This window comes from Nostoc sp. FACHB-190 (genome assembly GCF_014696905.1).
GTDB lineage: Bacteria > Cyanobacteriota > Cyanobacteriia > Cyanobacteriales > Nostocaceae > Nostoc_B.
The window spans coordinates 110,692-122,963 of record NZ_JACJQW010000003.1 but is presented as its reverse complement, the minus strand read 5'-3'; the positions used below and the strand labels follow the sequence as shown (position 1 = coordinate 122,963).

Genomic DNA, 12,272 nt, shown 5'->3' with positions numbered 1-12,272 from the left:
TTCCTGAACAGGGTGATTTTGTCATTGATTGTGTAGTATTTTTGGTGCTAGTCTGTCTTAGGATCAATCAAATGAAACAGCTCCTCAGAACAGTATTTGGCATTAAAACATACATCATTTGGCTGCTAACACCAATACTGGCAATTATTCTTGGTGCATCACTTTTGGCTACCCCGGCGTTAGCTACTGGTGTGTATCAAATTCCGAATTTAACCCCCGGTGGTGACTGGGTTGTAGATCAAGGTGAAGTGCTAAGTCGCATTAGCGAAGGTAAGATTAGTGGTACCTTTGAAGATTTAGCCAAGAAAACTGGCAATGAAGTGCGATTTGTCACAATTCGCCGTTTAGATTATGGTGAAACCTCAGAAAGCTTTACTAAAGGGCTGTTTGAAAAATGGTTTCCCACCAAAGAGGCGCAAGCAAACCAAACTTTGTTAGTGCTGGATACTGTTACTAACAACACTGCAATTATTACCGGAGATCAAGTCAAGTCTTTGTTGACTGATGCTATTGCTGAAAGTGTCGCTACAGAAACCTTAGCTGCACCATTACGCAACGGTGATAAATATAATCAGGCATTTTTGGATGCGAGCGATCGCTTAGTGAAAGTTCTCTCTGGTGAACCCGACCCCGGCCCACCACAAATTGTCGATAAAGAAACGGTAGAAGGCACCTTTACCAAAGCAGAGGATACCGACAAAGGTAGTGCAACTGCTTGGGTGATAGGTCTGTTAATTGCAGCAACCGTCATCCCGATGGCGACTTACTACATATATCAAGTAAATCAGCCACAGCCACCATCTAACGGCTAACTCTGAAGTGTGAAGGCTGAAGTATGAAGTCAAAAATTTCAGACTTCACACTTCATACTTCATACTTTCTTTAGTCTTGAACATACTCTTGTCCTGTCACTAAAGCCACCTCAGCACGGACAAATTCTCGTCCTAAATAAGCTGCATGGTTTAACTGCGACACTGGACAAGGGTGAGTTTGTTCAAAAATTTTCACACTGAGTTCCTTGGCAGTTCTGCCACTATAAACTGTGCTGTGAGTTCTTTCCACCTTACCCCGCGCCGGAATGACTTTACCTGTTTCGGGATCTACAGCTAAACCATGCTCATCAATTACATTCGTAAAATGCTTGGCGTGGATTAATCCCTCCCCTCTATCCAAATAGATGATGAAATAGCCAGCCGGGTCAAGGTCAATATGACGCTGAGAAAGTCTATCATCTATTGCTGCTAAATCTTTAACTATTAAATCCATAACTCCGATCAAACACAAAATTCTTTTTTCAGGGTTTTTACACCATATACTTAAGTGTAATTCCTATGTTCCTCAATCAGAGCATTAAATGGGTAAGCGATTAATATCTTTATTACAGCCAATTACCACCATTGCTGAACCACGTTCTAGTCGCTGGTGGGGGTTTGGGTTGATGGCAAATTTACCATCTTGACTAACAGCCAGCAAATTTAAACCATAACGGTTACGCAGTTGAATTTCGGTAATGGTTTTGCCATGAAATTCATCAGGCACAATCATCTCAACAATACTATGGTCTGGGTCGAGGTCAAATCTATCTAATATAGATGGTTTGGTAAGAGTACGTGCTAAAGCACAGCCGGCTTCATACTCCGGGAAAACAACATGATCTGCACCGACTCTATGCAATAACTTGCGGTGAACTTCACTAGAAGCTTTCGCCACAACATGAGGTACACCACCTTCTTTGACATTGAGAGTAGTAATAATACTTTCTTGAACGTAATTACCGATCGCTACAATTACTGTATCAAATTCAAAAATCCCTGCTTCTTTCAGTGCGGCTGGTTCTGTAGAATCTAATTGCAAAGCATGACCAACGATTTCTTCTGTCAACGCCTCACAAACTCTTTTTTCATCAACATCTGTTGCTAAAACTTGATAACCAAACTTATGCAGGGTTGAACATACAGACCGACCAAACCGACCTAGCCCAATGACCGCAAATTGCTGATTATCTTTACGTAGGCTGCGAAAAAAACCTAGTGATGCAAGGTTCACAGTTGCTTTCCTTATTAACGCTCCCTGTATTTAGGACAAAAAATTCTGAAATCTCACTTAAAGTAACAATTTTTATTTTTTGCCTAGTGTTTCATATTTTATCAGTTTAAGTTAATAGTATTGATACTCAGTACGGTTATCCCAACAGTTAGTTTTCGTTATCCATAAATAAATACCCGACTTCTTGAAGAAGTCGGGGATCTAGGCCTTTCAATTTTTACAAATTCAATGGAATTGGTATGTTTAATTTTTGCCTTGTATCTAGTACAGTTCGGCGTAAATAAACAGACCACACTTCGACTAGGCGGTAGTTGAATCTCGACACTTCTCCTACCGGAGACGCTACGCGAACGACAAGCTCAGTGCATCGCTTCGCTCGATTACCGCGAAGCCGAAACTCAGTGACCATAAGAAATTGCTAAAAGGCTTGTGGTATCGTTATTCTTTCTTTTTACTTTTGCCTTTTTACTTTTGCCTTGTATCTAGCTATCCCACCAATAGGTTTTCTTCAGGATAGTGAATTCTTGTCGGGCGGGGGTCGCCTAAAATCGCGGACATTAATAATAAAACCCCAACTCTACCAATGTACATGGTGATAATTAATATTAGTTTAGCGGCGGTGGAGACTGTACCTGTAATCCCTGTAGAAAGACCAACGGTAGCAAAGGCGGATACTACTTCAAATAAAATTTGAATAAAGTCTAACTTTGGATCTGTTAAAGAAATTAGAACCGTTGCCAAAATTACCGTAGCTACAGAACCAACCAATACACCCACGGCTTTCAATATTAAAGAGATAGCGATTTTGCGGTCATACAATAAAACTTCTTCTTTACCTTGCAAAATTGCTTTTGTACAACTTGTCAAAACTCGCAAAGTTGTGGTTTTTATCCCCCCGCCTGTACCACCAGGACTAGCACCAATAAACATCAAAGCAATGGTAATGAATAGACCAGCAGTGGTCATTTTAGCAATATCTATAGTGTTGAATCCGGCAGTTCTAGGAGTGACTGATTGAAACCAAGCTACTAAAAACTGACCGCCTAAGTCTAAGTTACCAAAAGTTTCAGGATTCCTAATTTCAATACAAAAAAAGGCAATTGTGCCGAGAATTAACAGAATTAAAGTTGTGCTGGTGGCAACTTTAAAGTCTAAAGAAAGTACTAAAATTGTCTTTTGTTTGAGAATGCGATCGCGCAACCAAAGATACATTTCTAAAATAACTTGATAACCGATACCGCCAAAGATAATTAATGTCGTGACTGTGAAAACTACTAACACAGATGTTTGATAACCAATCAAGTTATCTTTAAATAAACTAAATCCTGCATTATTCCAAGAATTCACACTATGAAAAATCGCTAACCATAGCCCTTGTAACCAACCATATTGCGGTACAAAAACAGGCAAAAGTAAAAATATCCCAGTAATTTCAAAAATTAAAGTCGTGGCAATAATTGAGCGAATCACTTGGGCGCTACCTTGCATTCCTGGTCTGTCTAATGCTTGTTGAATCGCCATTTTTTGCCGCAGGTCAAATTTATGCCCAATCAGCAAAATCAAAAATGTAGTGGTTGTCATATATCCCAAACCACCAATTTGAACTAACAAGGCAATAAACAACTGACCCCAAAAAGAAAAATAAGTCCCAGGGTCAACAACTGATAAACCAGTCACACAAACGGCAGATGTTGAGGTGAACAATGCCACCACTAAATTATTCCAACTGCCGTCACTAGTTGAAATTGGCAGCATCAACAAAATCGTGCCGACAGTGATGACAGCCATAAAACCCAAGCAAATTGTCCGCGAAACAGTCATATTAAGGTAGAGCCTCTCAATTCTTCCAGGCGGGTTTACTTAATTAAATTTTCCTGGAAAGGAAAAACATCTTTATTTAATTAAAAACACACATGGTAGCCTACCAGTATGTTGATTTAAACATTGTTTTGTCTTAGCATTATTTGTTTTATGAGTACAACACTATATCAGCAAATTCAGCAGTTTTACGATGCTTCTTCGGGTTTATGGGAAGAAGTTTGGGGCGAACACATGCACCACGGCTACTACGGTGCAGATGGAACGCAACCAAAAGACCGCCGTCAAGCACAAATTGATTTAATTGAAGAATTGCTGAATTGGGCAGATGTCAAAACAGCAACTAACATTTTGGATGTGGGTTGTGGTATTGGCGGTAGTTCTTTATATTTAGCCGAAAAGTTTCATGCTCGGACTACGGGTATTACTTTAAGTCCTGTGCAGGCGGCGAGAGCCACAGAACGCGCCCAAGAAATGCTGTTACAGGTAAGAAGTAAGTTTTTAGTGGCTAATGCTCAAGCTATGCCCTTTGCAGATGATACTTTTGATTTGGTTTGGTCACTGGAAAGTGGCGAACACATGCCTGATAAAACTCAGTTTTTGCAAGAATGTTATCGGGTATTAAAACCGCGTGGGACTTTAATTATGGCGACTTGGTGTCATCGAGCCACAGATGATGCACCATTAACAGCAGATGAACAAAAGCATTTACAAGATATTTATCGGGTGTATTGTTTGCCTTATGTAATTTCCTTACCGGAGTATGAAGCGATCGCTCATCAACTACCATTAAAAAATATCCGCACTGCTGATTGGTCAGTTGCGGTTGCACCATTTTGGAATGTCGTAATTGATTCCGCAATCACACCTAGTGCAATTTTTGGCTTGTTGCGTTCTGGCTGGAATACCATTCAAGGAGCCTTAGCACTAGGGTTAATGAGTCGCGGTTATGAAAGTGGGTTAATTAAGTTTGGTTTGGTGTGCGGGAATAAGTAGAAATTCCCACTTCTTGAATATCTGATTCAAAGCCTCTCCCCGAAGCGGAGAGAGGTTTGGAGAGGGGTTTCAAGAATAAGTTGCACATCGCGTGAAATACCCAAATACCCTAAAAGAAATATGGCTATTGCTAGATGTGCTTCTCTGCCAAGACGCTATAGGCTACAACTATTGAGCAGAGAGATTCGCTTGTGGATGTCCTAGTAAAAAGAGCGCACACACTTAAACAAGCCTTAGTTGATTTTGTCCTAGATGCGGAAGGTGAACTGGCGCAAGCTTTAGAGGTTTATGCAGCCGCACAGTCGCATAAGGGAAATGGGGACAATAACCAACAAAATTTAATTATTGATCGGTTTATTACAGAAGGGAAAGTTGGTGATAGTTCCCCTATAGAGTTATTTATTGCCAGTGATGCAGATTTAACCGATGGCGATCGCAATTTACTCAACAGTTGGCATCGTAGCTTTATTGGCTTATTTACCATCACCCAAATTTTACCTGATGGTTTGGAATTGATGAACTGGCTGACGGCTAAAAATTATATTGTCAAGTCTAACGGTAGTGAAAAACAACAGGGCATATCTCGTTTTCAGCCAGGAGATATATTACTTACCCGCATTTCTCCTTTGACGGAAAATGAATGGATATTTTCTGGGCCTCACACATTTTTAGGTAAGCTTGGCAAGCCAAAACTGGCTGTGGCTATTGGTAATTTTAAAGATAATTATAAAAGTCATCTTTACAGCGATGCTCCCGACTTACTAGAAGAAGCATGGCGCTCAGTCGAGCAGTATCATCAGCAGTTTGTTGACTTTTTTGGTAGTGATGAAGTGACTTTACCAGGATATCAATTAAATAAAAAAATAGTTGAATTTCAAGCAATTATCAGTGAAAAATATCTCCAAGCTGCTGGATTAGATACTTCTAAATCTTTAGATGAGGTAGCAGCAGAAGCAGGCATTAGCCAAGATGAAATCGCCACAGCCGCACAAGAAGTTGGGGTAGACTCTAATGTGGTTTCGCAAATGCTAAATGGTAAAAATGGTCAACAAAAAATGGTTGCACCAAAGGTTGATTTACCTGCCGAGTTGCGAAAAGCGGAACAAGTCACAACCATTTCTCATCCCCGTTGGGGTTTGATATTTTTACCAACCTATACTAAATTTAAAAATATTTTATTAGCTGATGATTGGCACAAAATTGAAGGTGCAGAAAAATTAATGCGTTATTATCTAGAAGATAAAAGTATCAATGCTTATATTTGGCATCGATTAGCACAACAATACCCAAATCAACTCGAAAAAGTTTTACAAGATTTTTTGCAGCGTCCAGATTTTAACTTGAGTAATGACTTAGATAAACTCTTGCAAGATTATGGTAAACCTATCGAGCCAGAATTACCAGAAATAGCCAGTGTGCCTTTACATTTGCATAATTTATTTCAAGAAGCACTGGCAGAAGTTAATAAAACTAAACCTAAAGCTAAGGGACAAAAACAAACAGCAAAAGGTTTTCAACGAGGTTAATTTACAGCGTTTTTCATCTCCATGAGATACATTTTTCTGGGTGCATCCCAGTTTTTATTTTTCACATAGAGGATAATTGTCATTGCGTTCGCGTAGCGTCTCGCAGAGAGGAGGAACGACGAAGCAATCTCATGCACTTGTTCAGAATGGTAAGATTTTGCGATTGCTTCGTTCCTCGCAATGACATATAAAAAAGTGGGATGCTCCCCATTTCTCTAGTCTCTATCCCCTATTAATTTGTACTGCACTAAACCGCAAAACGCTATAAGATTAATTGCATTTCAAATCCCGGTAATACATCTTCTCCAGAAAGAATTGTTGGTATTTGTATGACTTCGACAGGTTTTCCGAGTCGATAAATCTCCACTGTGCCATCTTGATAATTAATCAGCCATCCTAAGCGCAAACCATTTTCTATATATTCTTGCATTTTCTCTTGCAGAGATTTGAGCCTATCTGTTTCGGAACGCAGTTCAATCGCAAAATCTGGTACAAGTGGCGGGAATTTTTTACGCTGTTCTGGTGTTAAAGCTTCCCACCTTGCCAATTTTACCCAAGCTGCATCGGGAGAACGTTTTGCACCATTCGGTAATATAAAGATAGTTGAAGAACTAAAAACTTTGCCTAATTTAGCTTGACGGTTCCAGATTTCTAAATCAGTTATTAAGCCAGCTTCTTGATTTCCGCTTTCTCCTCCAACTGGTGGCACAATAATCAACTCTCCTGCTGCACTCATTTCTAGGCTGAGATCACGGTTAGCAAGACACAATTGATAGAATTGTTCATCACTTAAATGTGCTATCGGTTCTAGATTGAGAACCACAGTATTCATTTAGCTTTTCCTCGTGCCTTTTTTGCTCACTGGTAGCGAGTGAGTTGAGCGATCGCAAAAACCCAACCTTACTCTACAAGTATAGGACTCATATTTGAGTTATAAAAAAAATTAGTACATCTAGCTCAGGCTTTTTTCCTACTCCCCACTCCCCATTCCCTACTCCCTACCTACACAAATAGATTCAGAAATCAAACCGGATTCTGATATAACTTTGCTAAGTCTGAGGATAAATTTACTTCACCTTCCAGATGCACAGAAACCGTAAAATTCAACTTTGATATTGTATAACTTGATGTAAGTTCTCAGGTTCAGAATATGGCAAGCTTAAATCGTGTGCTATTTACTCAGGATACAATTCTTAAACAAGAGCCAGTACAATCGGGTCAGTTGCCAAGTACGAAACAACAAAATATTCCCCTTGGGACTCTACTGGTGTTGAAGTCTTACGAAATCCCGGCGGCTCATTCTGATTACTATAAATTATCTTTAGAAGATATTCAATTTAAGGGTTTTAGTAGTAACTGGTATGCCTTTGGCAAACACGCCAAAATTATCCCAGATGAAATTACGCCTGTGACAAATATTCAAGCGATCGCCACTAAACAACAAGCCAAAAATACAGTAAATATAATTGTAGATCGCCAGTCTGTCGGCAATAAACAAGGTTTCCTCAAACTGGTGTTTAATGCAGATACCATCATTAAGCGCCAACCTGTAGATTCTAAGGTGCTGAATGATCAATCCAAGCAGGCAATTCCAGGCGGTACAGAATTAATTTTATTCACCGATAAGCCAGACAACAATAATATTGTGAAATTTACCCTCCAGGATAATCATCTCAAATTTAATCTGAAGGATATTGAGTTTAAAGGTTTCTCGAAAGATTGGTTTGTCTTTACCCAGCACGTTGGTATTCAACGTGTTGATTAAAAAACGTAGAGACTATAGGAATACGGTTTGATTCCTGAATCTATTTGTGTAAGTAGGGAGTAGGGAATGGGGAGTGGGGAGTAGGAAAGAAGCATGATCTGGGTGTACTAATTTAAATGGGGTTGAGTGGTGAAAGGGTGTGGATGAAAGGGTTTTTGATACATACCCCGCAGTATATACTCCCTATTCCCTACTCCCCACTCCCACCCAAGATTACTTGCAACTTGGTATTAATTATTAATCTTTTTAATATCGCCATAGGCGCGATAAAAGCCGCCTCTAGCTGATTCGCGGATTTCTTGGACAAGATAGCGATCGCCTGCTTGGCGAATATCTTTGGGAAACTGCACATTCCAGTTAGAATTGTAGCCTGGGGAAATAACTCTGACGCGCAGTTTACTGCCATCTTGAAAACACTCGACAATTACCCCACCACTTGTATCTGTGGTAGTTTCCAGAACAGCCGAAGGTGTGACTCCCTCAGTTTTTGGCGCTTTAATCACAGTTGCTTCAGGAATTGTACCAGCTTGAGCAGAGGCGATCGCATCTTCACTAGCATCAATACAAGCTAAAGTCCCATCGGTAGTAACAATATAAATTCGAGATTCGTAAAACTGCATAGATAAAGCAGAACCGCAACCAGTCCCCAACTTCCACAGTCTTTCCCCGGCTTGGTTAAAGCAGTAAATCGAAGAATTATTGTCACCAGCAAACACATATTTACCATTTTGGGCTGTAGCGCAAGAATAAACTGAGGAATCACACTTATATACTGTTAGTGGTTGACCTTGCTTACTAAAACTATAAATTTTGCGATCGCTTGCACCAGCGTAAACTGTGGATGCTTCTTGCCAACCAAATAATACACTCCCGGCGGTTTTTTGATGCCACAGCATTCGACCTTCTTTGTTATCGTACATAGTCACTCCTTGACTATGACCGTGATAAATTCCCGCTTCATCACAGCGAACCATCCAGCCAGAATTACCTTGACTCAACCGCGTCCATTGTGATTCATCATCATGATCTATAGTTGTCACACCACCATTGACATCAGAGACAGCCAATAAACCATCTTTAATATCAAGCCAGAATATATCGACATTTTCATCAATTTTGTAAGCAACGCGGGGTAACTTCCCAGTCAAATCGTAGACATTACCATCATCACAGCCAGCGTAAATCCAGATATCATCAGCAACTAAACATTTCACCCCATCAGGTAGCTTAAACTGATTGCTCACTTTACCTTCATGGTTCAAAGCAAAAACTTGACCTGCTTGATTACCCAACCAGCAACGGTTAGCATCAATAAAAATCCCAAAAGCGGCGGAATTAGCTGCAAACTTCCACAAAATTGGTGATTGTTTAGCTGTCGAAGCCGTACTAGTCACTTCGCGGCGAGTCACAGGACGCTTTTGACGCACACCCATCACCGCTTTTTCATAGCCTTTTTTCAACTTTTCGTTAATTTTTTTCGCCGCTTCTGCTTTTGCTTTTTCTGATGTCGGGTAAGTTTTCGTCTGGGTTTGTCCCGCGTCACCAATACGACCGTAGCGGATGCTTACTTGAGTATCTTCAACAATCACCTCATAAAACTTGTGGGAACTTCCACTATCTTCTGATAACTCTAGGTAGGTTATTTCCTTAGTCATGACATTTTCTCGTTAGAACTGAATGTAAATATAAGGAGTGGTATACAAATAAATTGACCATCCTTTATCGGTTCTAACTATTACCAAGGTCGTATGTCGATAAGCTTTGGTTGTTTAAGCGAAATTAGCGGTTGTAACCTGCGTTCATACAGGTAAAACTCGGTTGAGTGGGTTGAAGATTTGTTTATTTCTAGAATTAGATCCTTCCTGAAAACTCAGTACTTAAAGGATTTTCGCCAAACTACTGAGTCTTTCATAAACCGGGATGAGGCGATCGCCTTCTATTTCCACAGTATGATCTGGATAATGACGAATTGCGCCTAACAAAGTAATTTCCCCATCTTGTTGAATAGATTTATTTAAAGATGTTTCTAGCGCCTGTGCATCTAAATCTCCCCCAGGCGGATGCACCACATCCCCAACTTGAGCTAGTAAAATCGGCCCTGTCCAGCCAGACAGCAAGCTATTTAAATAAGCAGGTTCAGCTTTAATACCTGCGACTAAGGCTTTACGCGCTACATTTGGGTCTTGTTTAGCCGCTTGCAAATAATTGCTAATTGTTGGGGTAGTCTTACCTGTTTGCACAAACTCGTTCAATTCTGCAACCGAAACAGGCCCTTGAAAGCTACCATACTTTAAAATCACTTGTTCAGCAGCATTAGCACTAGCACTGAATAACAAAACACTAGCACCAACTCCTAAAGCCACTGTCTGACTCAAGAATTTACTAAACTTCCACCTGGTTAATTGATTCCAAACTTGAAAAATCTGCATTGAATTTAACTTCCTAGTGGTGTGGAGCGTACACAAGTCTAAAATATCTAAGCTTTCTGCTCACGACAACATATTAACTAGGTTATCTAATATAGATTCAGTTTGGGGAATCCACTGAGGTATGACCAACGATAGAAATTTAACTTTTAACATACAGCAGTTTGCAGGTATCTCGGCAACCACTCTTAAATTCTTGCTCCCAGTATTCCTGAAGTCTTCTCTTGGTCAACAAAACATTTGTTTGTTTACAAATTGATTTGAAAATACTGACTATATAAATTACAGCGTGGTAATACGCTATCTCCTTGAAATTTTACCAGTCCAATACTGTGCAATTTAAATTTAGTTACTGTCGGTATTTTTGCAGAGTTATTAATAACTAAATCTTTCATTGCATTTGCTAATTCCGGCTGCTGCGTAAGAATTAAACTTTGACGACGTAAATGGTCTGCGTAGATACTCGATGAACTTATGTGATTTTCTAGTATCTGTGTTAAAGTAACATTTCCATTGGCTATATTATAAAGAGTAAGACGCACTAAAAATGGATGTCCACCCACTAGCATCATTAATTTATCAACTTCTGTTTCATCCCAATCAAGTTGATACTTTTGAACTAAATCTAAAATTTGTTGATTATTAAATTCAGGCAATTCTACAGCCAGACCTACATTAAATGGTGATTGATTAATATCAAGAGGAACGTAAACTTCTGTAGAGTGTACAATTACCAATCGCAGTTTTTTCCAAATTTCGCGCCGTTTGCCTTCTTCGTGTAAAGCGCGTAGCAGTCCAAAAAAATCTCGGTAAATTTCTGGATATTCAAAAACTTTATCAACCTCATCTAAACCAAGAGTTAGCGGCTGATTAATTGTAGGTAGTAGATATTCTTCAAAATAGGCTTTACATGCCATACTACTACCCACAATTTCTGCTAAATCCCAATATTCATCAACTTGATTCGGGATATTTAAAGCTAAACCAACACTGCCACAAAACCAACGCAAAAACTTATCTGAATTGACAAAAACCTGTTGTGCTGCAAGTTGGAAATCTAAAATGACAGCACAATCCCCTTGAGAATGTGATTTATCAATAATTCTTGCCAAAAGTGAAGTTTTACCCATTTGTCTGGGTGCTTTTATTCTAATTAAAGCACCGGGTTTATGAATTTGTTCGTAACATCGTTCTTCGATTGGCGATCGCTTAATATAAAATAGCGAATCTAATGGCACTTGCCCAGATGGATACTCTAGAGAGTGGGATAAACCTATTTCTTGAGTTTCTTTGTTATTTTCTGTGGCTGAGGAAAATATATCTTTCCCATTTGCCACTGTCAAATCAGTAGTTAAATCAGCAATATCTTGCCATTCCAGTCCTAAAACACGACAAATTTCTCTAAAGTTAAGGTAATCTACTGCTCTACCATTAAGAAAACTACTGATAGTAGATTGAGATATTTGCAAATGTTCTGCTAAATCAGTTTGACGAATATAGCCATTACGCGGTAGTGCTGACTTTACCTGTGATATGAATTCAGGACGTACTCTAACTGAACGTGGCATTTCTGATATTACAACTGCTAAATTTGTTTTTTTGGCGAAATTTTAAAATATTCAATCTCACTACAAAGTCGATACGTACTCGATATACTCCTACAGAAACTCAAGTGTAGTCCAGGTTAAATCGGAT

General features: G+C 39.4%; 11 protein-coding genes. 4 read left to right on the top strand and 7 right to left on the bottom strand.

Going from position 1 to position 12,272, the window contains the following annotated elements:
• The first annotated feature begins 71 nt into the window (after positions 1-71).
• Positions 72-812, top strand: coding sequence for a photosystem II repair protein Psb32 (gene psb32, locus H6G28_RS05185; protein ID WP_190589639.1), 741 nt, complete (start codon positions 72-74; stop codon positions 810-812).
• A gap of 70 nt (positions 813-882) precedes the next feature.
• On the opposite strand, the gene H6G28_RS05180 is transcribed toward psb32, so the two are convergent.
• The 3 genes from H6G28_RS05180 to H6G28_RS05170 all read right to left on the bottom strand — a co-directional run bounded on the left by H6G28_RS05180 (position 883) and on the right by H6G28_RS05170 (position 3,867).
• Positions 883-1,266, bottom strand: a complete 384-nt coding sequence (locus tag H6G28_RS05180) for a DUF4346 domain-containing protein (RefSeq protein ID WP_190589640.1) — start codon at positions 1,264-1,266, stop codon at positions 883-885.
• Between the two features lie 84 nt (positions 1,267-1,350).
• On the bottom strand, positions 1,351-2,046 hold the full coding sequence (locus tag H6G28_RS05175) for a potassium channel family protein (protein WP_190589641.1): 696 nt from the start codon (positions 2,044-2,046) through the stop codon (positions 1,351-1,353).
• Between the two features lie 486 nt (positions 2,047-2,532).
• Positions 2,533-3,867, bottom strand: coding sequence for a TrkH family potassium uptake protein (locus tag H6G28_RS05170; protein ID WP_190589642.1), 1,335 nt, complete (start codon positions 3,865-3,867; stop codon positions 2,533-2,535).
• Positions 3,868-4,017: 150 nt separating this feature from the next.
• On the opposite strand from H6G28_RS05170, the gene H6G28_RS05165 reads away from it, so the two are divergent.
• Both H6G28_RS05165 and H6G28_RS05160 read left to right on the top strand, forming a co-directional pair.
• Entirely contained in the window at positions 4,018-4,860 is an 843-nt protein-coding gene (locus tag H6G28_RS05165; protein WP_190669410.1) for a methyltransferase domain-containing protein, read from the top strand.
• A gap of 191 nt (positions 4,861-5,051) precedes the next feature.
• Positions 5,052-6,386, top strand: a complete 1,335-nt coding sequence (locus H6G28_RS05160) for a hypothetical protein (RefSeq protein WP_190669409.1) — start codon at positions 5,052-5,054, stop codon at positions 6,384-6,386.
• Between the two features lie 262 nt (positions 6,387-6,648).
• Here the strand turns inward: H6G28_RS05160 and H6G28_RS05155 are convergent, their stop codons facing one another.
• Positions 6,649-7,218 carry a Uma2 family endonuclease gene (locus tag H6G28_RS05155; protein ID WP_190669407.1) on the bottom strand — a complete coding sequence of 190 codons (570 nt, stop codon included), beginning with the start codon at positions 7,216-7,218 and terminating at the stop codon, positions 6,649-6,651.
• Positions 7,219-7,536: 318 nt separating this feature from the next.
• Here H6G28_RS05155 and H6G28_RS05150 point away from each other — a divergent pair, with 318 nt between their 5' ends.
• Positions 7,537-8,151: a hypothetical protein gene (locus H6G28_RS05150; protein ID WP_190589646.1), complete on the top strand. Its 615-nt coding sequence runs from the start codon at positions 7,537-7,539 to the stop codon at positions 8,149-8,151.
• Positions 8,152-8,381: 230 nt separating this feature from the next.
• Here H6G28_RS05150 and H6G28_RS05145 read toward each other — a convergent pair whose 3' ends face one another.
• From H6G28_RS05145 to H6G28_RS05135, 3 genes are all read right to left on the bottom strand, one after another.
• Complete coding sequence (locus H6G28_RS05145) at positions 8,382-9,806, bottom strand: WGR domain-containing protein (protein ID WP_190669405.1); 1,425 nt, start codon at positions 9,804-9,806, stop codon at positions 8,382-8,384.
• Between the two features lie 222 nt (positions 9,807-10,028).
• A complete protein-coding gene (locus H6G28_RS05140; protein WP_190589648.1) occupies positions 10,029-10,580 on the bottom strand; it encodes an alpha/beta hydrolase in 552 nt (183 codons plus the stop codon).
• A 245-nt stretch (positions 10,581-10,825) separates the two neighbouring features.
• Positions 10,826-12,145 carry an AAA-like domain-containing protein gene (locus H6G28_RS05135; RefSeq protein WP_190669403.1) on the bottom strand — a complete coding sequence of 440 codons (1,320 nt, stop codon included), beginning with the start codon at positions 12,143-12,145 and terminating at the stop codon, positions 10,826-10,828.
• Between the last annotated feature and the right edge of the window lie 127 nt (positions 12,146-12,272).